The following is a 21,218-nucleotide window of genomic DNA, read 5'->3' on the forward strand; positions in this document are numbered from 1 at the left end:
ATCATTAGCACCCAATGCCGATTGTGGAGACCGAAAAGGCAATCAACAATATCCCTTCCCAAAATGCTTGAGCGATCCAACTGCAACAACATCGAGTCTCCGACCTGCCAGTTTGCGACTTCGGCGCTGTCTGCACACGTGTCGCGGATCGGACAGACATGGCTTCATGCATGGAGATATCACCCCACAACTGCCAGGCTTGCCAAATGCTTGTTCAACTCCTCAATCTTCAGTCCTTGCCTTGTACCAATGCAGACAACGCCTAATTCCTGATCTTCTTTTGCCAAAGAAACCTGCGCGCGCTGGCCGACAATTTGAATTAGCATCTTTTGCCCCGAATGGTCCGCAACGCAGCCCTTGGCTCGAATAACGCCGAAATCCCCTTTCGATAGTCGTTCGGCGAACGCTGCGGCATTGACCCCGTGTTCGGGAATAATCGTTGTGCTTTTGAAGAATGCGTCGTGATGCTGAGTGAATTTGCTATTCTGCTGCCTTTGGAATGTGCCCAACAACACTGAGCCGGGAACGCTTCCAAAATTCGATTGGATCACCGCAGCTTTGTGGTTTAGCGAAGCAATCCAGTTGTGTACTTCGCTGGCCTGATCCCCGGAAATCAGATCGCATTTGGTGATCACGGTCAAATCCGCATCGATTAGCTGCCGTAGGATTGTGTCGCCCATGTATTTGTCCGTCGAACGGTTCCTTACGGTTTCAGCATCGGCCAGTACAACGACACCGTTAAGCTCTACCCCAGACAAAAGTCCCACACTCGCCGCGATTGAAGATGGGATTGCGACGCCAGAGGTTTCGATCACGATATGGTCGGGTTGCGGTGAATACGACGAAAGGTCCATCAACGCACCCACAAGGTTGTCGCCGAAGGCACAGCAGATACAGCCACCAGTGATGGAAATCAGTTTGTCATCGCGAGCTTCGATCAGGTCTTCATCAACAGCAAGTTCGCCGAATTCGTTGACCAGTACGGCAATCCTTACACCGTTCGCCTGACGCAACATTTCGTTGATCAACGTTGTTTTGCCTGAGCCCAGAAAGCCACCAATTATCGTTACCGGAAGTCCCATCACAGCTCGGCGGCCGCGTGTTTTTCGCCGCCAACAACCGTACCCCAAACCGGCACATCTTTTAGTGCCTCTGCGGGTAACTTAGTTGGGTCTGCATCAAGTACGGCAAAATCTGCGCGCTTTCCCGCTTCGATCGAGCCAATTTCATCATCCATATGAAGTGTGTACGCAGCACCAATCGTTATGGCATGAAGCGCTTCTTCGACGCTGATCTTTTCGCTTTCGCCCTGCACCCTTCCGCTGGCGGTGATGCGATTTACGGCGCACCAGGCCGTGAACAATGGGGCGAGTGGCGTGACTGGGGCGTCTGAATGGATGGCCATCGGCACGCCGCTGTCCAGTGCCGTGCGGCAGGCATTCATACGCTCCGCCCTTTCAGGCCCAACGGTCAGTCGATAGTGTTCGTCGCCCCAATAGAAATGGTGATTGGCAAACAGATTCACGCACATTCCCAGGGCATTCATCCGCCGAAACTGCGCGGCATCAGCCAATTGGCAATGTTGGAGTGTGAAGCGGTGGTCGCGACGGGGGTGTTTCTCTAGCGCTGGTCCAAGGGTGTCGAGAACCAGTTCTGTCGCCTCATCACCATTGGTGTGGGTGTGTACGGGGATGTTGTTGGCCAGCGCCCCCTCATAAATTTCGCTCAACTGCTGCGGCGAGACATACCAAAGACCGTTTGGCGCACCATTGAAATATCCCGGCCATCGCAAGCGAGCAGAGAACCCCTGAATTGAGCCATCTGCGATTACCTTGATCCGCCCTAAACGCAGATTGTCTGTGCTTTTCTCGCGAAGTTTCAAACTGCGGTCAATCAGCTCTTTTGGCGTGTGACCCATGAAAAATTTGAGCGGCACGACACGGGCGGGAAAACCGGCCTCACCTGTGACCCGCAGCATCATATCAACCGCGTCGTCTTCCAGAGCCGCTGCAAGATCGGTCACCGTTGTGGTGCCGGTCCGCACGCAAAGCTTGGCGAAGTTTCTAAGCCCCATTTCATCTGTATCGGTCACCGAGTTGTTCAGGCCCACATGCGGGCCAACCGGCATATACACCTCGGGGCTTTTCAGGACCCCGATCGACAGTCCATCGTCTCCCAACTCTATGCCTGGATGATTGATCCCGTCGCGCAGCAAGTTCGCCAGTTCCAACGCCTTTGTGTTGACGTTCATGATGTGGCCCGAGGCGTGGAGGACGCCGATTGGACGGGTAGAGGAGACACGATCGAGATCATGCCGGGTGACCGTAATGTTGCCCATGTAGATCGGGTCAAGCTGAAATCCGGCCAGCGGCGCACTGGGGTCCTCAAGATGCCTCTCGGCTTCAGAGAGCCGTTCCAGGACCGAATCAAGCGTCTTTAATCCGCGCCAGGTTTTGCCATCGGGGTCAGTTCGGTCGAAATATCCGCAATAGACATAACGCCAAAGCGCGCCTTCCATCGCATGGGCGTGCCCTTCAACAAAGCCTGGCATCAAAACTTTGTCTGCAAAGCTCGTGTCGAGCCTATAGTCGCCCCAGCCCATTAGCTCTTCCAATGAGCCAGTACCCAAAATACGGCCATCCCGCACCGCAACGTGGGTGGTACGGGGGCGGCCGGTGTTCATTGTCAGGATCGTGTCCGCTTGAAAAATCGTAGTCTCGGCCATTCGGCAGACGCCTTTCTTGTGCGCTTTGCTCGAAAATAGGTTGCTTTATTTGGCAGGCAAAATAGATTTTATTGGCCAATAACCTCGGAAATTTGTTGGAATGGCCAAGTGCACTTTACCTTGAAGCAACTTCGATATGTGGAAGCTGCCGGTCGTTTGGGTTCGATTGCCAAGGCCGCAAATGAAATGACGATTTCCCAAAGTTCGATCACTGCGGCGATAGATGCGCTTGAAACGTCGCTGGCTTACGATCTGTTTGTTCGAACTCCGGCAAAAGGAATACAGGCAACACCTGCGGGTGAAGACGCGTTATTCTTGATCCGGTCGTTCATTCACCAAGCGCGTCATTTTCAGACCGAGTTGCAGTCGGTCGGAGGTGACGCGTCAGGGCACGTACGGATCGCCTGTTACGCCACCGCGGCACCTGCATTTCTGCCGCCAGTCCTGAAAAATATCACCGAAAACTTTCCCGGCATGTCCGTGCAAGTGATGGAAGGGGATATGGATACAATCACCGGCTTTCTGGACGATGGCAAAGTTGATCTTGTGTTCACCTATAGTGACGGAATGCCTGGGAACCACAATTTTCTGCCTCTTTTCAAGGCGCCACCTTATGCGCTTATCAACCCTGACGATCCGCTTTCGCAGGAATCCAGTATCACTTTCTCAGAATTGGCTGATCGACCGATGGTCCTGTTGGATTTGCCCAAAGCGCGTGACTACTTTGTCGGATTGTTCGAACGGCGCGGGCTACGACCCATCGTTGCTCATACCACGAGGTCTGTCGAAATTGCCCGTGCTTTGGTCGCTGGAGGGTTCGGATATACGATCTTGAATATCCGCCCCCCCGACTATGACATGCAATCCTCAAAGTATAAGGCCGTAACGATCAGAGACGCCCCCTTGGCGCAAAGCTTTGGGATAGTGACATTGGCGGGAACACGAGAGCCAAAGATTGTGCGGTCTTTCATCCAAAGCTGCAAAAGACTTCAGGAGGAAGGCGCATTCGATGCACTGGCAGTTGGAGGCCACGATTAGAAAGACTACAAAATAGCTTATTGAGCCACATAAAATCTGTTTTTTGATGGATAACCTCTAAGCTAGGTTTTTTTGAAAAATACCAAAGCTACCAGGGAGGATTATTATGAAACACGTGGTGAAAGGCGTGGTCGCGTCGGCTGCGTTGGCTGCAGTGGTTCTTGGAAGCCACGCTGCTGCTGAAGAGCCGGTACGCGGCGGAACATTGGTGACTGTGCTGTCATCCAACGTTCGCAACCTCAACTCGTCGGTCCAATCGGGTATCGTAACGGGCTATCCAGGAGCCCAGCTTTTTGCCGCGCCTCTGCGCTATGACGATAGCTGGACCCCGCAACCGTATCTGGCTGAAAGTTGGGAAGTAAGCGAGGACGGCTTGAGCGTTACGCTGAACCTCGCGAAGAACGCCAAGTTCCATGATGGTGAGCCAATAACATCTTCAGACGTAGCGTTTTCGGTTGAAGTCATCAAAGCCAATCACCCGTTCAAGTCTATGTTCGCTCCGGTCGAAACGGTGGAAACACCAGATGATCACACGGCAGTTTTGAAGCTATCCAAACCACACCCGGCGTTGATGCTGGCGATGTCGGGGCAGCTAATGTCGATCATTCCCGAGCACGTATATGGTGATGTGCCGATCGAGGAGGTGAAAACTCACCCGCGCAACAACGAAAACACTGTTGGGTCTGGCCCGTTCAAACTGGTCGAATACAAATCGGGCGAACATGTGATCCTAGAACGCTTTGATGATTTTTTCATCGATGGTCGACCCTATCTCGACAAGATCGTGATGCGGATCATCACCGATCCATCCGCGCGCGCAATCGCCTATGAAAATGGCGAAGTGCATATGGGTGCATTTGAATCCGTGCCACAGATCGTGAACCGTTTGAAGAAAGCCGAAGGATTGACAGTAACGCCCGTAGGGTACGGCGGTATCGGTCCGCTTGACTGGCTGGCGATGAACACAACCAAAGGGCCACTTGCTGATGTTCGTGTGCGTAAGGCGATTGCCTATGCGTTGGACAAGAACTTTATTCAAAACGCTTTGATGCTGGGAACCGCCGCTGACAGCAAAACCGGCATTCACCCTGACAGCCCGTACTATAACGCCGGTGTCGAAGGCTATGACGTTGATCTGGAAAAATCAGCCGCGCTTCTTGATGAAGCTGGCTACCCGATGAATGGCGATAGCCGCTTCAGTGTTACCATCGACTATGGTTGGGCTGAAATGAAACCCAACGCCGAATATGTGAAGGCAGCGTTGAAAAAAGTTGGGATCGATGTAGTGGTCCGCGCCAGCGCCGACTTCCCCACCTGGGCCAAGCGGATGGGCGATATGGACTTTGAGATGTCGTGGGACACGGTGTTTAACTGGGGCGACCCGGTGATCGGGGTGCATCGGACCTATGACTCGACCAACATCGCAAAAGGCGTGTGGTCGAATACTCAGGGCTATGCAAATGACCGCGTTGACGAACTAATGTCGATGGCTGCGGTCGAGAATGATCCGGAAAAGCGAAAGGCGCTTTATGCCGAGTTCCAGTCGATCATCGCCGACGAGCTTCCGGTTTATCATACCAATACGCTGCCCTATCACACGGTGTATTCTGACAAGGTAGGCAACCCACCATTGGGCATCTGGGCGACATCATCGCCTATTGATATGACCTATCTGAAAGAGTGATCTGACACTCGCCGCGGCGGGCAGGTCCGCCGCGGCAAATACTGGGGCATCAGCCGTGCAACTTGTTCAATCCATACTTATCCGGACCCTCTATGCCATCGTGTTGCTAATTGCGGTCTTGGTGCTGAATTTCTCGCTGATGCATCTGGCCCCCGGCGACGTAGCCGACACCATCAGCCAATCCATGGGCGGCGCAGACAAGGAATTGCTGGACCAAATTCGGGCCGATTATGGTTTGGATCAGCCTTTCATTGTTCAGCTTGGCCGGTATGTAGGTGGGGTTTTGCAAGGTGATCTTGGATATTCCTTTTTCTACAACCAACCCGTCACACAGTTAATTTTGGAAAGGCTGCCTGCCACGTTGCTGCTGGTCTTCAGTGCTCAGCTTCTTGCATTGGGTGTCGGCGTTGTCCTCGGAGTGATTTCGGCACGGAAACCTAATGGCATCGCCAGCCATTTCGTGACGCTGCTTGCTCTTTTCGGATATTCTGCGCCGGTGTTTTGGACCGGCATCCTTCTGTTGATTGCATTCTCGCTGAAAATCCACTGGTTCCCGGTGGCCGGAATGCGGGACGTCACCATTGCAGGCGGCTTTTGGGTGCATTTCTGGGATGTCGCACGCCATCTGGTCTTGCCCTGCATAACGCTTTCGTCGATCTTCCTGGCGCTTTACTCGCGCCTTTGTCGGGCCACTATGATGGAAGTGCTGGGTTCCGACTATATACGCACCGCCAAGGCCAAAGGGCTGAGTGAGCGGCAAGTCGTTTACAAACATGCCTTGAAAAATTCACTGTCGCCGGTCATCACTTTGGCCGGTCTGCAATTGTCAGCTGTTGTATCTGGTGCCGTGCTGGTCGAGGCGGTTTTTAGTTGGCCGGGCCTTGGAACGCTGGCGTTCCAGTCGATCATTGCACGCGACACGCCGACCATCTTGGGTATCCTATTCTTTTCCGCTTTGGTGGTGATCGTCGGCAACTTGCTGACCGATCTGGCCCTGAAACTCGTTGACCCAAGATTGCGTGGGAGAGGCGCATGACTGATCTGCCGGAACCGAACGTCATCAAGGCCCGCTCACCGCTTGCCGAAGCCTGGAGCATGTTCCTACGCAACCATGCAGCCGTTGCTGCGCTGGGAGTGTTGATCCTGATTGTGCTGGTCTCTGTATTCGGCCCGTTTGTTTATCCAACTGACCCGTTTGACATGGTCTGGGCACCGTTTTCGCCGCCCGGCGAACAAGGATTTCTACTGGGCACCGACTATCTGGGACGCGATCTTCTTGCCATGCTGATCCACGGCGCGCGCGTGTCGCTTTTGATCGGTCTTGCTGCGGCTGTTGTATCAATCTTTATCGGCGTGACAGTGGGAGCGCTTGCCGGTTTTTATCGCGGCTGGGTCGAAGAACTGCTGATGCGGATCACGGAATTCTTCCAAGTTCTACCGACGCTCTTGTTCTCGATGGTGCTGGTTGCGTTGTTCGGGGCCTCACTGCCCATGATCACGTTCGCAATCGGGGTTGTAAGTTGGACGGCAGTAGCCCGGATCACCCGTTCTGAATTTCTGCGCATCCGAGAACTTGAGTATGTGACCGCATCTCGCGCCAGCGGCGCCAGCGGACGCAAGCTGATATTCCAGGTCATCCTGCCAAACGCGATGCCACCGATCATTGTGCAATCTGCACTGATGGTTGGCTCAGCGATCCTTTTTGAAGCTGGGCTTTCATTTTTAGGCCTAACCGATCCCAATGTTGTCAGTTGGGGGCAGATCATCGGGTCCAACCGGCAATATATTCTGGACGCCAGTTACATCGTAACGATCCCGGGATTGGCGATTTTCGTAACAGTTCTCGTTATCTCACTGGTCGGAGATGGGTTGAACGATGCGCTTAATCCGAAGTTGAGGCAGCGCTGATGGAACCGCTTCTGAAAATAGAAAACCTGCGCATCGAGTTGAAAACGCGCGATGGCATTGCCCCGGTGATCGACGATCTGTCGTTTGAGTTGAAAGAGGGTGAATCGATCAGTTTCGTTGGCGAGTCCGGTTGCGGAAAATCCATGACAGCCTTGGGCATCATGGGCCTGCTGCCGGATCGAATAGGGCGCATAGCGGGAGGCTCGATATCATTCGCAGGCGAAGAGCTCACAACGGCCAGCGACGCGCGCCTGCGGCAGATACGCGGCAATGACATTTCGATGATCTTTCAGGAGCCCATGACGTCGCTCAATCCTGTTTACACGGTAGGGGAACAGATTGCCGAGGTTTTGCGCGCCCATCAGGGATTGTCACGCAAAGCCGCGTGGGACATGGCAACGGATCTTCTGGATGCGGTGCGGATTCCGAACCCGAAAGGGCGCGTCGATGCCTACCCGTTCCAAATGTCGGGCGGACAGAGGCAACGGGTGATGATTGCGATGGCATTGGCCTGCAAGCCGAAGATCCTGATTGCGGATGAGCCGACCACGGCATTAGACGTCACGGTTCAGGCGCAGATCTTTGATCTTTTGCGCGATCTTCGAAAAGACATAGGCACATCTATCATCCTGATTACGCACGATATGGGCGCCGTCGCCGAAATGGCAGACCGGGTCATTGTTATGTATGCAGGACGAAAGGCTGAAATCGGGCCGGTTGATCAAATCATCGCCGATCCACGGCATCCTTACACCAAGGGTCTGATCTCTTGCGTGCCACATATCCAGACACCACTGACCGAAGATCGCGCTGACCTCACCGAAGTGGCCGGTATAGTCCCCTCTCTAAACGAGTTTGGGGCTGATGCCTGCCTTTTCGCCTCGCGCTGCAACATACGCAGTGACGAATGCTTATCCGCCCGTCCGAAACCAAGAACCATTTCGGACGGACATATTGCTGATTGCTGGCATGCGGAGGCCAACTGATGACTGATCCGCTACTTAAGGTCGAAAACCTTAGTGTCCATTTTTTAATGCGCCGCAGATCTTTTCTTGGCTCAAAACCAGTCCTGAAAGCTGTCGATGACATTACCTTCGAACTTGGTGAGGGCGAGACGCTAGCGATCGTTGGCGAAAGTGGTTCAGGCAAGACAACGGCGGCCCTTGCGGTTGCCCGGTTGGTTCGAGCCGCGTCCGGTTCAGTCAAACTTGAAGGGGAAGAACTACTAACTTTGGAAGGCTCCGAGCTTCGAGGGATGCGTGAAAAGGTGCAGTTTATCTTCCAGGATCCATATTCAAGCCTGAACCCCAGAAAGCGTGCCGAAGATCTTGTGCGCGAGCCTTTGGACAGTCTGACCGAAAAATCAGCGACTGAAAAGCAAGAGATCGTAGACGAATTGTTCGCAGCCGTCGGTTTGCGAAAAGAACAGCAACGCCTGTTCCCGCATCAGTTTTCCGGCGGGCAGCGACAACGCATCGGCATCGCAAGAGCGCTTGCAACACGACCTAAACTGATCATCTGCGATGAGCCGGTATCGGCATTGGACGTTGCCGTTCAGGCGCAGATTCTAAACCTTTTGAGAAAGCTGCAAGCCGAGTTTGGCCTGACCTATCTTTTCATCAGTCACGACCTGGGGGTTGTACAGCATGTCAGCGACAAGGTTGCAGTCATGTATATGGGCAAAGTCGTCGAATTCGGTGACCGACTGAGTTTGTTCAACTCTCCAAAGCACCCTTATACCAAAGCTTTGCTGGCCGCCGTTCCCTCGGTTAAGCCCAAGGGCACTCAGGAGACGAAAGAGTCCGCCCTGATCTCAGGCGACCCACCCGATCCCGCAGCGCTTCCAAAAGGATGCCGTTTTGTTAACCGCTGCCCGTTGGCTGGAGACAAATGCTCCAATGTGGAGCCTGAGCTGGTTGCGATATCGGCGCAACACAAGTCTGCGTGCCATATGATCTGAGTCCAGCTGCCCGCAGTATTCAGAATGAGCGTGTGATCACTTTTTTAACCAACAAACTAAGCGGCCCATATTTAGTCGAGGACAATGCGGTTTTTTGAGCCAATGCCTTTCTGCTTGTACCAAACAACGCCGCGAATTCGGACCAAAACGAACCGGCGGCAAACAGCCCAGAATGCGCAAATTAGTTGGTAATGCGGATCCGATTGATAACCGCTTATCTAACCAAGGCTACCCCATTTGCCTTGTGCAAGAATTTTGGGGATATGGCTGCATATGCTCGTTGCCTGATCGGCTTGAATCGCTGTGATGATCCGCCGACGTTTGCGGCGCAGGGCTGTTTTATCGGCCCAGACCGGGCATAGGTCAGGGAAAGCGACCTCTTCAACGACATGCACCAGATCACCGAGGAAGAAAAATACCTCGCACCTCGACCCGACACGAACCACGCGGTGGCCCGCTGTTTCAGCGAGACTGCGGCGCGTGCGATATTGGTCCGCATTTCGACCAAATTTGTTAAAGCCTCCACTTGCGTTCGCGTATCCGTTCGCAAATGCACGGACATTGGTTTCGGAAGAGGTTTACGTCGACGGAATAACCCAAGTCGGCCGAATTCCCGACTTTTCAATATATTGCCGTACGTCCAGTCCGCGAAAAAGTCCGTGGTCCGTTATGAGGACAGTGCCGATACCGGAAGCAGCACCGCCAAGAATGTCCGTGTGCAAGGTGTCGCCAACCATAGCTATGCGTTGGCGCGGAACATCCGGCATTTTGGCAATCGCGGCTTCGAATGCGTCACCGTATGGCTTGCCAAAAAAGAGAGGCGATACTGACGCCGCGTCCATCAACGCGTGCGCAAATGCACCGGGTTCAATGGTCAGGCCTTCTTCGCGCGGGGCGACGAGGTCCGGATTGGCAATGACGACGGGCCTTGGATTTGCGCGCAAGGCAGCAATCAGCCGTTGGGTGTCCTGATCCGTCCAGCGGATGCTGGACATTAGCAGAAAGCCGCCAGCGCTATCATAAAGCTCGGGATTGTCCTGCAATTGACCAAATGCAAGAGACGTATCGTCGAACTTGTCGTCAACAGCTGCCCCGGCGGCCCAATGTTTACCCGGAGCCAAAGGCGGCAAGTTCGCAAGAGCGAGATCCCTGCTCGATATGACTTCTTCAGGATCAAAATCGAACCCTAACCGGTGATACTTGGCAAGGATTTGGGAACGGGTATAGCTGGCTGCATTTGTCAGAACGATCAGTTTTTTGCCCATAGCACGCAGTTCAGCCATGCGTTCCACGGCTCCGGCGATGGCAGTTTCTCCACGATTAAGCACACCGAAAGCATCCAGTATGAACCCATCGAAATGTGCCGCAACTTCTGCCAGGTTTTTGGCGCGTCTTGGGGTCCCCTGGAAGACGGCCTGTGGCAATCTTGGACGGATCGCCTCATAACGCTCAAATGCCCATTCCGGCCCTATTTGCGCGTCATAAGAGTACATGTTGTTTTTCGCTCCTCAAAGGGACGAACGCCCCTACCAAGTGAGCCCCCGCGACAGCAGTATCCGCTGAGCCCGACCTGGATAGTCTGTGATGATTCCATCCACACCAGCATCGATCATGGCGTTGATGTCGTCTGTTTCATTAGCCGTCCAAGCAGACACCAAAAGCCCCAGTTCATGAGCTTCGGCCACGAGATCACCCGTGACATCCATATAATATGGACACCAAAGGCTGCCACCCGCGCCAGCGACTGCTCGGGGGATAGAAACACCAAGCGCATCAAAGTCCGGAGCAACGGATTTTTGCGAGTCTTCGCCCGGATCATCGTCGTTCTCAGGCAACTGCGACAGGTACGATCGCGGGATTTCAGGTGCGACGCGGGCACATTCTTCAAGAATTGACCAGTCAAAGCTATGCAGAATGGTGCGCTGCTCCAATTCTCTGGAGCGTACTTCCTCAATGACTTCGTGCACTATCGCAAGGGTGCTGTTGCGCTGATCCGGCATGGCTGGTTCCGATTTCATTTCAAGCAACAACAACAGATCCTTGCCTTCCGGTTGAAGTGCAAAATCCAGCAGCTCGGACAGGCAGGGGACACGCACCCCTGACATGAAGACCTGATCCGGAAAACGTTTGCCGTAGACCGTGCGCCCATCTAACCCACCAACGTCGAACTGCTTGACTTCGTTGAGGGAAAGTTCCGAGACCTTCAATTCGTCACCGGTCAGCCAACTGCCATCGGAACCTCGTGTTGCAGCGTTCAGAAGATGGTGATTATGCGTAATGACCGGGGTTCGGTCGCGTGTCAGCACCACATCGAATTCCATCGCCCTCACACCAGCTTTCAGGGTAAAGGCAAAACCCTCCATCGTGTTTTCCGGCATCACGCCACGAGCCCCCCGGTGACCAATCAGACGAACGACGCCCGGAGCGCCGCGAAACCCGTCCAGTTGAGGGAAGCCCGTCATTCTTCGATCCGTTTACCCGAGGTGGTGTCGAAAATGTGCAGGTCGCTCGCAGAAGCCGAGAAACTCATGACGGAACCTACTCCAGCGGTGACATGACCGGGCATGCTGGCGACAACATCGGTATCTGTCCCTTCCAGGACACCATGCATGAGCGTGTTGGCTCCTAGCTGCTCAAACATCTGAACCGAGATTCGGATCGGCCCGTTTTCATCGTGTACCAGATGCTCGGGACGAATGCCGAGAGTCACCGACCCGCTGGAGTGGTCCGCTCCGGATACCGTTGCACCATTGCCAAGTGTCAGCGTTCCGCCATTAGCGGTCGCTGGCAAGAAGTTCATCGAAGGACTGCCAATAAACCCGGCCACAAACAGCGTAGCAGGACGGTCGTAAAGCTCGATTGGGGTGCCGAACTGTTCGACATAGCCACCGTTCAGCACCATCAACCGATCGCCCAGGGTCATCGCCTCGACCTGATCGTGAGTCACATAGATCGAGGTAACACCCAGTCGCTTCTGCAACTTGCGAATTTCAAGGCGCATTTGTACACGCAGCTTGGCGTCAAGGTTCGACAGCGGTTCGTCAAACAGGAAGACCTGCGGGTTGCGCACGATCGCGCGCCCCATGGCGACACGCTGCCGTTGACCACCCGAAAGCTGACGCGGCTTGCGGTCCAGATACTGTCCGATCTCGAGGATATCGGCCGCTTCCTGTACACGCCGGTCAATCTCATCCTTTGCGATCTTCCGAATCTTCAGGCCATACGCCATGTTTTCACGCACAGACATATGAGGGTAGAGCGCGTAGTTCTGGAACACCATCGCGATATCCCGATCAGCGGGTTCCAGATCGTTAACCACCTTATCGGCAATGCTGATTTCACCCGATGTGACCGTTTCCAACCCCGCTACCATGCGTAAAAGGGTGGATTTACCACAGCCCGACGGCCCGACGATGACAATGAACTCGCCATCTTCGATATCGCCTTCGATGTGGTGCAGAACCTCGACATCGCCATAGGCTTTTACGAGGTCTTTCATTGTAATGGATGCCATTTTGTGCGCCCCGTTATTTATCTGTTTCAGTCAGGCCCTGCACAAAGAGCCGTTGCATTGCGACCACTACAAAGACCGGCGGGATCATGGCCAGAAGTGCGGTCATCATGATGATGTTCCACTGTGGCGATTGTTCCGCCGCCTCGAGCATTTGCTTGATGCTCATGACGATGGTGGTCATATCGGTTTCGGTCGTGATCAGAAGCGGCCAGAGATACTGGTTCCAGCCATAGATAAAGAGGATCACGAAGAGAGCCGCAATATTGGTTCGGCTGAGCGGGATCAGGATGTCCCAAAAGAACCGCAGCGGCCCAGCACCGTCGATGCGCGCGCTTTCCAGCATTTCATCCGGAATGGTCAAAAACACTTGGCGGAACATGAAGGTTGCAGTGGCCGATGCAATCAGCGGGATCGAAAGCCCCCAATAGCTGTTGAGCATGCCGAGATCCGCCACAACTTCGAACGTTGGCAGAATCCGCACTTCAACCGGCAGCATCAGGGTAATGAAGATCAGCCAGAAAAAACCCATGCGGAACGGAAATTTGAAATAGACAATGGCAAAGGCCGAAAGCAGCGAAATTGCAATTTTGCCGAAAGAGATCAGCAGCGCCATCATCAGTGAGTTCAAAAGCATCCGCCAGACAGGTGCGCTTTCAGTCCCCGACAGGCCGCCTCCAAAAAGGGTCTGTTTGAAGTTCTCCCAGAAATAGCCGCCGGGCAGCATCGGGATAGGCGCCTGTGTCATGCGAACAGGATCATGTGTCGATGCGACAAATGTAATCCAAATCGGAAGAGCGACAATAATGATGCCGAAGATCAGAACAGCGTGGCTGACCATATTGAGGATTGGACGGTTCTCGATCATCAGTATTCCACCTTTCTTTCAACATAGCGGAATTGGATGACAGTCATCGCAATGACGAGGATCATCAGGATCACAGACTGTGCCGCCGACCCACCAAGGTCGAGACCGACAAAGCCATCGTTGTAGACCTTGTAGACAAGGATCGTCGTCGCATTGGACGGACCACCCTGCGTGACCGCATGAATGATGCCGAACGTGTCAAAAAAGGCGTAGACCGCATTGATGACCAAAAGGAAAAAGGTTGTGGGCGACACCAACGGGAAAATGTGATCCCTGAAACGCCGTACCGGGCCCGCCCCGTCTATGGCGGCGGCCTCGATCAGCGAGCGAGGAATGGACTGCATCGCGGCAAGGTAGAACAAGAAGTTGTAAGCAATCTGCTTCCACGCGGCAGCAAAAATCACCAGCGCCATTGCTTGCGAACCGTTGAGATAGTGGTTCCAGTCGACGCCGACAAACTCCAGAATATATGGAAATATCCCAAGCGTTGGATTGAACATAAAGACCCAGAGCGCTCCGGCCAGAACAGGCGCTACGGCGTAAGGCCAGATGAGCAAAGTGCGATACGTTGTTGCACCTCGAACGATGCGGTCCGCAAACCCCGCCAAGATCAGCGCCGTGGACATCGACAAGACGGCAACACAGACTGAAAAGAATATCGTGCGCCCGAAGGTTCCAAGATATTGCTCATCACTGGCAAGGTAGGTGAAGTTTTCGAACCAGACAAATTCGGTCGAAGTGCCAAATGCGTCTTCGATCAAAAAGGACTGGTACACTGCCTGGCTGGCGGGCCAGACAAAGAACACTAGGGTAATGATCACCTGCGGTGCCACCAAAAGATAGGGCAGCAGTGACGTCGGAAAATGGACGCGCTTTAGCATTGGGGCATCACAATCTGATTAGAAGAACTGCAGCGAACCGGCAGCCCCGCGTACAGGACTGCCGGCGCGTGAGAGGTTAGTTTGCAGAGCGTTCGAACTTGCGCAGCAGGGCATTGCCGCGTTCAGCTGCATTGTTCAGCGCTTCTTCGGCAGAGATGTTGCCTGCCCACAGCGCTTCCATCTCTTCGTTGATCACGTCACGGATCTGAACGAAGTTTCCAAAGCGAAGACCGCGGGAATTTGCTGTCGGAGTATTGAGGCTCAACTGCTTGATCGCAGTATCAGTGCCAGGGTTTGTTTCATAGAAACCCTGTTCGGCGCTCAACTCAGCGGCGGCCGTGGTGATCGGAACATAGCCCGTCTCCTGGTGCCACCATGCCTGCACCTCGGGCGAGGATAGATAGGTCATGAACTTGGCAAGACCCTTGTATTCATCATCTTCGTGACCCTGAAGGGCCCAGAGGGTTGCACCCCCGATGATTGAATTCTGAGGCGCATCGGCCAGGGACGTGTCGAGCGGCAGCATAGTCTGAGCAAACTCAAATTCAGCCTGCGAGACCATTGAGCCATAGTAGGCAGATGAGTTCATCCACATACCGCATTCACCGTTGGTGAACATCGGAAGCGAGTCGCCACGACGACCACCATAAACAAAAAGCTTGTCTTCCTGCATGTCCGCAATTTCCTGCAGGCGCGCAGCTACTTGTTCGTTGTTGAACGTGAATTCGGTGTCAAACCCGGTAAAACCGTTCTCCTGCGTACCGAGTGGCAAATCGTGCCACGCCGAGAAGTTTTCGATCATTACCCAGCTTTGCCACCCAAACGAGAAACCGCAATCCATGCCATTGTCGACAAGGGCCTGCGCGGCGGCTTTCACCTCGTCCCATGTTTCAGGAACCTTGGCCCCGGCAGCTTCCAGCGCATCCGCATTATACCACAACACCGGGGTCGAGCTGTTGAATGGCATCGACAGTAGCTCGCCCTCAGGCGTCTGATAATAGGAAACCACAGCCGGCAGGTAGTCGGAACCGTCAAACGGCTCGCCGGCATCTGCCATCATCTGTTCGATCGGGTAAATTGCACCCTTGGCGGCCATCATCGTGGCTGTGCCCACTTCGAACACCTGAACCAGATGCGGCTGTTCACCCGCGCGGAACGCGGCGACGGCCGCAGTCATGGTTTCAGTGTAGTTGCCTTTGTAGGTCGGCACGACGACATACTCGTCCTGGCTCGCATTAAAGTCGGCCGCGATCTTATTGACGCGCTCGCCGTTCGTTCCGCCCATTGCGTGCCACCAGCTGATCTCGGTTTGAGCTGCTGCTGCGGTCGCGCAAACGGCGAGCACCGCAGTGCCCGTAAGAAGAGTCTTCGAAAGTGTCATCCCTTCCTCCCTGTTAGGATTTTTCCACTATGGCTCGCAGCATTTGGGAAAACAAAAAATAATTCAAGATAATTCGTTTTGACTTTGTTCATAACACATTATTATATTCCGGATAATGCGCGCCGGCGTTGCAAGCTGGAATGGAAGGCCTAAACCATTGAAGTTTCAACTCAGACAGCTGGAAGCATTTCGCGCTACCGCAGAAACCGGAAGTGTCACTAAGGCAGCTGAAAAGCTGGGCGTGTCACAACCCGCAGTCAGCCGTTTGCTGTCGGACTTTTCCGCTTCGGTCGGCTTCGAGCTTTTTACCCGCAGCCGCGGCGGCCTCGAACCAACCAGCGATTCGCGGTATCTGCTGGAAGAGGTTCGGCGCATCCTTGAACGGCTTGACCACCTTGATGATCTGCGGCGAGACCTTACCGAACGCAAACGCGGCCATATTCGCATCGCTTGCCTGCCCGGTTTTGCCACCAGCCACCTTCCGGGAGTGTTGGTGCGGTTTTTAAAGGCGAGGCCAGGTGTGACGGTGTCCTTAGAGCCCGACCGCCCGGAACGAATTCTGGAGTGGATTATCGGCGAACAATACGAATGTGGTCTCACTGACGGTTTTCTGGGCCACCCGGCGACACACAGTCAGGATCTTTTTGTCAAAGCGGTCTGCATCCTGCCCAAGGGTCATCCCCTTGGTGAAAAAAACGAAATATTGCCGAGCGATCTTGCGACTGAACGGATGATCCACACGCGGCGTGATAGCCAGTTTTACCAGCATCTTTCGCGCGCCTTTACGGAACACGGTGAAGAAATAAACAGCTTGGTCGAGGTCAGACAGTTCACCACTGCCTGTACGATGGTTAGCCAAGGCTTAGGGGCGGCCGTCGTCAGCTCCATTGATGCTGAGGCATTCCGCCCCTCTGGCATCGTCATCCGCCCATTTCGCCCGAAAATATTCCACCGCCTGTCAATCCTTCAACCCGCATCAGGCCCAAGCTCGCCCATTGTACTGGATTTCATTGACGAGTTCGTTGAGAGCCTTCAGCCATTCCTCGCCGAATAATCGCAGTGACCAAATATCGATGCGCCCAAAAGTTCGTCATTCTGTTTTTGGACATTGCTCAGAGACCACCTGGCTCAGAAGAACAGAACCGCGGGCGGATCGATCTTTTGAATGTTTAAAATCAATTGGGCAACGATGTTTTGCGCGGATGCGCGAACTCAACAAAACCCGCAACATGGGCCAAACGCTGCGCCCTAAGGAATGAATGCATGACCGACCTACCGCACACACCTTCTTTTGACCTCTCAGGCAAAAAGGTTTTGGTCACTGGCGCATCTTCAGGCATCGGACTAGGCTGTGCTGTGGCCGTCGCCGAAGCGGGCGCTGAAACATATTGTGCTGCACGTGGTGTGGATCGGCTGAATGATGCTGTCACCGCAATTCAAGGCGAGGGCTTTATCGCCATGGCCCTCCCATTGGATCAGGGAGACATCCCCACGCTTTCAGAAATTATGGCGGAACACGTGTTTGACATCGTCGTGAACTCGGCAGGTATCGCCCGACTCAGCGCTGCGGTCGAAACGACCGAAGCGGATTATCACGCTCTGATGCATGTGAACCTGCGGTCTGCATATTTCCTTTCTGCACATGCAGCCAAAGCAATGCTAAAGGCGGGCAAACCTGGTTCAATCATCCATATATCCAGTCAAATGGGCCACACAGGCGGCCCTGATCGGTCACTTTACTGCGCCGGCAAACATGGACTGGAAGGCATGATCAAGGCCATGTCCATCGAATGGGGCAAGCAGCGAATTCGGATCAACTCGATCTGCCCAACATTCATAAAGACTCCGTTCACACAGGCCACTCTTTCCGATCCGGAGCGGGTGGCTTGGATCATGAGTAAAATCAAGCTCGACCGCGTCGGCGAAGTCGAGGATATTATGGGCGCGGTGCAATACTTGGCATCGGACGCCTCCGCCATGGTAACTGGAACCTCTTTGTTCATCGACGGAGGTTGGACCGCAGGTTAAAGGGCGACAAGGTCACTTCACTTTCAGCCGGCTAATCTAACTGGTACTTTCTAATTGTTTGTGCATTATCCGAGACGCCCCAACCAAATAGGCCCGGCTTTGTTGCACAAACCGATCGCTGGATTCACTGTGTGAATCCAGCGTGATAGCCGGGTTTCATAAGCCGTTGGGTCCCTACGAAGTACAAGTTCAAGAACTGGTCGTCGTATAATGCAGCGCTGAAGCAACGTGGATCGTTGTCGATCTGGATTGATCCCGTGTTGGTGCGGGTGCCGCCACCGAGTCGTAAGCGCGATCGGCAACAGAATTTCAGCGACGCAGCCCTCCAGGCGTGCCTGACCTTGAAAGTTCTGTTCGGAATGCCGCTTCGCCAGACGACGGGTTCATCGAAAACCTGTTGCGTCTTGTAGGGCTGGAATGGTCGTCGCCCGATTAGTCCCGTGCGATAGATTGGGATCGCCCCCAAAGCCCGTGTTTCATCGCAACATAGCCACAGGCTTCGGCATCCGCAGCAAAAGAGGTGATCGAAGCCATTATCAGGACGTTACCTCTCTGATCGACAAGCGAAGGCATTGCCGAACGGGTAGTGACCATTGCAGTGTTCAGATGGGCCTGCGCAGCCTTCGCCCAATCCTCATCGGTAATATCTGTCAAGGTCCCAAATCCAAACCACCCGGCATTGCAGATCATCACGTTCAGCCCGACAAATTTGGTGCCGGACAAGTCGACTAGGTACTCCGCGTGATCAGCCGGGGATGCATCTCGAGCAACGGCAATGCCTCCACCCTGGTTGGCTATTGCCGCAAGGGGGCCAGCTCTGCGCCCGGTCAGGATCACCTTGCCATCTTCGGGCGCAACTCGACGGGCTGTCGCCGCTCCTATCCCTGTCCCTGCACCCGTAATGATCGCGGTCTTCCGATCAAACCGTGTCAGTGTCGGCCCTCCGATTTTGCCAAATATTCCTGCGCCAGCATTCTTGTCTTTTGAACAAAGCGCGCATTGCGGATTTCCGAGCTGTCTTCGTCCATGCGCTCAATGATCCACCCGACATAGGTCGCGGACCTGAGCACGATGAACAGATCCAGGGCCAAATGGTCGATTTCGCGGACCGAGAGGTACCCATCCAATAGCGCGGCTCGTAACTCTGGGTAATCGGGCTCGTCCAGGTTCTTGAAAAGGGTGGTTGCGAGGTCGAATAGTCGAAAACCAAAACCGCCATCGTCGAAGTCAATCAATTGCAACCGACCGTTGTCCACCAAAACATTCTCTCGGACCAGATCGGCGTGAATCAGACCAAAATCGAGGCTTCCATCGATCTGCTTAAGTTCGAGATCCAATTGCCGCCGCAACCGCTGAAACAATTCACGGTCCGCGTCGGACAATGTGGGGTTTTCCCAGAACCGCCCCCATAGCGGCGTCTCACCAAGCAACCCTGCCCGATCCCACGTGCATCGGGTAAACCCATCCGGAGGCTCCCACGCATCAGAAATCTCGTGCAAGCGAGCCATTTGTCGACCGATCTCACGGAAAAGGCCCGTGCGGTCTGATGCTTGCAAATCTTCACCGGTCTTGCCGATTGGGCTCCCTTCAAGCCAGCTCAGTATATCTACCTGCAAGTCTTCCACTATTTGAAGAAAGTCGCCGTTTTGCGAAAGGATCGGTATGGGCACATGCACACCGCCCTGAGCGACGACATCCATCCACTGTAGTTCCGATCGCAGCTCGGCATTGCTTCGATAACCTTTCCGGTGCAGGCGCAGCGCATAGGTGCCCGAACCTGTTTCAACCCGAAATACCTGATTTTCACGAGCCGCGATCAGTTGGTACGAGGCACCCTCCATGCCCCATAACACCAGTGCTTTTTCTACGGCAGCATTCATGAGTCTAATGGTGTGTTCGCCAGGACCTCGTCCAGCGTGTCAAATAATTGGTCTGCGTTTTCGATTGAAAACGGCATCGGCGGGCGGATTTTCAACGTGTTCTTGTAACGACCAAGTTTGGAGTGAACGATACCTCGCTGCCGCATCGCGTTAATAATCCGATCCGTAAACGCGCTGGCGGGTTTCTTGCTTTCACTGTCCGATACCATTTCAGCGCCGAAAATTAGGCCCGAGCCGCGCACATCACCGATGAATTCGTACTTCATTTTCAGCTTGGCCATTCTGTTTTGAGCATGATCGCCGACGGCTACAGCATTCGCTAGCAGGTTCCTTTCTTCGATTTCCTCCAATACAGCCATGGCCGCTGCGCAGGACACCGGGTTTCCCCCGAAAGTGTTGAAGTACCGGTACCCTGACCGAAACTTGGACAGTATTTCGGATCGGGTGACGACACCGCCAACCGGGTGTCCATTGGCCATTGGTTTTCCCAATGTCATGACATCCGGCACTACGCCCATTTTCTGATGCGCCCACATATGGGTGCCGATGCGGCCGAACCCCGATTGCACTTCGTCGCAGATCAACAGACCGCCGGCCTTTTGCACCACATCGGCGACTGGCTTCAGCCACCCGTCGGCGTGGTTGGGAAAACCTTCGTTTAGGAAGAAGGGGCAGACGATCAGCGCAGCAAACCCTGCTCCGGATTTTTCATGCTCGGCAATTTGTTCGCTTACGGTATCCGCGAATTTACGGCCGTCTGGGTCCGGAATGCGATAGCTATCCGGGGCGTCGACGAACCTGACAAACTGCTCCAGCCCGAAACCAACAGCAGGTACATTGGATTTACCGAGTTGGCTGACCAGCGCCGTATTGCCGTGATAGGTGGCATCGGTGGCGATGATACCGCGTTTACCGGTCATAGCTTCGGCCATACGCAAGGCTATATCGTTGGCCTCGGAACCGGTGCATGTCAGTATTGCTGTGTCGAGCGATGCGTCCATGGTCGACGTCAGTTTTTCGACATAGTCGAGAACACCATCATGCAAGTAGCGCGTATGAGTGTTCAGCGTACTGGCTTGACGGCATATCGCGTCGACTACTCGCGGGTTACAATGCCCGACATGCGGTACGTTGTTGTAGCAATCCAGATATTTGCGCCCGTCAGCGTCCCACAACCAAACACCTTCCCCCTTCACGATGTGAACAGGTTCGTCGTAAAAGGTCGACACATTTGGCCCGAGCAACCGTTTGCGGCGCTGCATTATTTCCGTCGATCTCATTGATAGTGCCATGCCGATTATCCTGGTTAAGTGTTGAATACACGCGGATTTAAGGTCGAAGTATTCCTTGGTCG

The 21,218-nt window shown here is 54.1% G+C and carries 19 protein-coding genes and 1 pseudogene; 9 read left to right on the forward strand and 11 right to left on the reverse strand.

All coding sequences use genetic code 11. The features are described from left to right. Positions 1 to 179 precede the first annotated feature (179 nt). The gene (locus ACR0JA_RS19990; RefSeq protein ID WP_480578838.1) at positions 180 to 1,082 is read right to left on the reverse strand and encodes a CobW family GTP-binding protein; all 903 of its coding nucleotides are present in this window, start codon (positions 1,080 to 1,082) and stop codon (positions 180 to 182) included. Next, positions 1,082 to 2,725 (reverse strand): amidohydrolase, encoded by a 1,644-nt coding sequence (locus tag ACR0JA_RS19995; RefSeq protein WP_480578840.1) that lies wholly within the window; start codon positions 2,723 to 2,725, stop codon positions 1,082 to 1,084. Before ACR0JA_RS19995 ends, ACR0JA_RS19990 begins: the two co-directional genes overlap by 1 nt. 108 nt (positions 2,726 to 2,833) lie before the next feature. Here ACR0JA_RS19995 and ACR0JA_RS20000 point away from each other — a divergent pair, with 108 nt between their 5' ends. The 6 genes from ACR0JA_RS20000 (at position 2,834) to ACR0JA_RS20025 (ending at position 9,315) form a co-directional block, all read left to right on the forward strand. Next, on the forward strand, positions 2,834 to 3,763 hold the full coding sequence (locus tag ACR0JA_RS20000; RefSeq protein WP_480578842.1) for a LysR substrate-binding domain-containing protein: 930 nt from the start codon (positions 2,834 to 2,836) through the stop codon (positions 3,761 to 3,763). 106 nt (positions 3,764 to 3,869) lie between these two features. Then, positions 3,870 to 5,447 carry an ABC transporter substrate-binding protein gene (locus ACR0JA_RS20005; RefSeq protein WP_480578844.1) on the forward strand — a complete coding sequence of 526 codons (1,578 nt, stop codon included), beginning with the start codon at positions 3,870 to 3,872 and terminating at the stop codon, positions 5,445 to 5,447. A 55-nt stretch (positions 5,448 to 5,502) separates the two neighbouring features. Next, positions 5,503 to 6,483 carry an ABC transporter permease gene (locus tag ACR0JA_RS20010; RefSeq protein ID WP_480578846.1) on the forward strand — a complete coding sequence of 327 codons (981 nt, stop codon included), beginning with the start codon at positions 5,503 to 5,505 and terminating at the stop codon, positions 6,481 to 6,483. Then, positions 6,480 to 7,355, forward strand: coding sequence for an ABC transporter permease (locus tag ACR0JA_RS20015; RefSeq protein ID WP_480578848.1), 876 nt, complete (start codon positions 6,480 to 6,482; stop codon positions 7,353 to 7,355). Before ACR0JA_RS20010 ends, ACR0JA_RS20015 begins: the two co-directional genes overlap by 4 nt. Continuing rightward, the gene (locus tag ACR0JA_RS20020) at positions 7,355 to 8,341 is read left to right on the forward strand and encodes an ABC transporter ATP-binding protein (protein ID WP_480578850.1); all 987 of its coding nucleotides are present in this window, start codon (positions 7,355 to 7,357) and stop codon (positions 8,339 to 8,341) included. Before ACR0JA_RS20015 ends, ACR0JA_RS20020 begins: the two co-directional genes overlap by 1 nt. Then, positions 8,341 to 9,315 (forward strand): ABC transporter ATP-binding protein, encoded by a 975-nt coding sequence (locus ACR0JA_RS20025; RefSeq protein WP_480578853.1) that lies wholly within the window; start codon positions 8,341 to 8,343, stop codon positions 9,313 to 9,315. Before ACR0JA_RS20020 ends, ACR0JA_RS20025 begins: the two co-directional genes overlap by 1 nt. 578 nt (positions 9,316 to 9,893) lie before the next feature. On the opposite strand, the gene ACR0JA_RS20030 is transcribed toward ACR0JA_RS20025, so the two are convergent. The 6 genes from ACR0JA_RS20030 to ugpB form a co-directional block, all read right to left on the reverse strand. After that, positions 9,894 to 10,808 carry an HAD-IIA family hydrolase gene (locus tag ACR0JA_RS20030; protein WP_480578855.1) on the reverse strand — a complete coding sequence of 305 codons (915 nt, stop codon included), beginning with the start codon at positions 10,806 to 10,808 and terminating at the stop codon, positions 9,894 to 9,896. A gap of 33 nt (positions 10,809 to 10,841) precedes the next feature. Then, the gene (locus tag ACR0JA_RS20035) at positions 10,842 to 11,777 is read right to left on the reverse strand and encodes a glycerophosphodiester phosphodiesterase family protein (RefSeq protein WP_480578858.1); all 936 of its coding nucleotides are present in this window, start codon (positions 11,775 to 11,777) and stop codon (positions 10,842 to 10,844) included. After that, positions 11,774 to 12,829, reverse strand: a complete 1,056-nt coding sequence (locus ACR0JA_RS20040) for a sn-glycerol-3-phosphate import ATP-binding protein UgpC (RefSeq protein WP_480578860.1) — start codon at positions 12,827 to 12,829, stop codon at positions 11,774 to 11,776. Before ACR0JA_RS20040 ends, ACR0JA_RS20035 begins: the two co-directional genes overlap by 4 nt. A gap of 13 nt (positions 12,830 to 12,842) precedes the next feature. After that, positions 12,843 to 13,694 carry a sn-glycerol-3-phosphate ABC transporter permease UgpE gene (gene ugpE, locus ACR0JA_RS20045; RefSeq protein WP_480578863.1) on the reverse strand — a complete coding sequence of 284 codons (852 nt, stop codon included), beginning with the start codon at positions 13,692 to 13,694 and terminating at the stop codon, positions 12,843 to 12,845. Continuing rightward, entirely contained in the window at positions 13,694 to 14,575 is an 882-nt protein-coding gene (gene ugpA / locus ACR0JA_RS20050; protein WP_480578866.1) for a sn-glycerol-3-phosphate ABC transporter permease UgpA, read from the reverse strand. Before ugpA ends, ugpE begins: the two co-directional genes overlap by 1 nt. A 76-nt stretch (positions 14,576 to 14,651) precedes the next feature. Continuing rightward, entirely contained in the window at positions 14,652 to 15,956 is a 1,305-nt protein-coding gene (gene ugpB, locus ACR0JA_RS20055) for a sn-glycerol-3-phosphate ABC transporter substrate-binding protein UgpB (RefSeq protein ID WP_480578869.1), read from the reverse strand. Positions 15,957 to 16,113: 157 nt separating this feature from the next. On the opposite strand from ugpB, the gene ACR0JA_RS20060 reads away from it, so the two are divergent. From ACR0JA_RS20060 to ACR0JA_RS20070, 3 genes and pseudogenes are all read left to right on the forward strand, one after another. After that, the gene (locus ACR0JA_RS20060; protein ID WP_480578872.1) at positions 16,114 to 17,010 is read left to right on the forward strand and encodes a LysR substrate-binding domain-containing protein; all 897 of its coding nucleotides are present in this window, start codon (positions 16,114 to 16,116) and stop codon (positions 17,008 to 17,010) included. A gap of 209 nt (positions 17,011 to 17,219) precedes the next feature. Continuing rightward, the gene (locus ACR0JA_RS20065) at positions 17,220 to 17,984 is read left to right on the forward strand and encodes an SDR family NAD(P)-dependent oxidoreductase (RefSeq protein WP_480578875.1); all 765 of its coding nucleotides are present in this window, start codon (positions 17,220 to 17,222) and stop codon (positions 17,982 to 17,984) included. 158 nt (positions 17,985 to 18,142) lie between these two features. Beyond that, positions 18,143 to 18,417 (forward strand): annotated as a pseudogene (locus ACR0JA_RS20070) (transposase); the annotation flags it as partial. Here the strand turns inward: ACR0JA_RS20070 and ACR0JA_RS20075 are convergent. Genes ACR0JA_RS20075 through ACR0JA_RS20085 form a run of 3 tightly spaced genes read right to left on the reverse strand, consistent with a single transcriptional unit; the run spans position 18,417 to position 21,156 of the window. Further along, positions 18,417 to 18,944, reverse strand: a complete 528-nt coding sequence (locus ACR0JA_RS20075; RefSeq protein ID WP_480578919.1) for an SDR family oxidoreductase — start codon at positions 18,942 to 18,944, stop codon at positions 18,417 to 18,419. The pseudogene ACR0JA_RS20070 and the gene ACR0JA_RS20075 overlap by 1 nt on opposite strands. Further along, on the reverse strand, positions 18,914 to 19,864 hold the full coding sequence (locus ACR0JA_RS20080) for a phosphotransferase enzyme family protein (protein WP_480578878.1): 951 nt from the start codon (positions 19,862 to 19,864) through the stop codon (positions 18,914 to 18,916). The genes ACR0JA_RS20075 and ACR0JA_RS20080 overlap by 31 nt, the downstream gene beginning before the upstream one ends. Next, a complete protein-coding gene (locus ACR0JA_RS20085; RefSeq protein ID WP_480578881.1) occupies positions 19,861 to 21,156 on the reverse strand; it encodes an aspartate aminotransferase family protein in 1,296 nt (431 codons plus the stop codon). The genes ACR0JA_RS20080 and ACR0JA_RS20085 overlap by 4 nt, the downstream gene beginning before the upstream one ends. Between the last annotated feature and the right edge of the window lie 62 nt (positions 21,157 to 21,218).

The sequence above is a fragment of the Ruegeria sp. AM4 genome, from assembly GCF_056540665.1.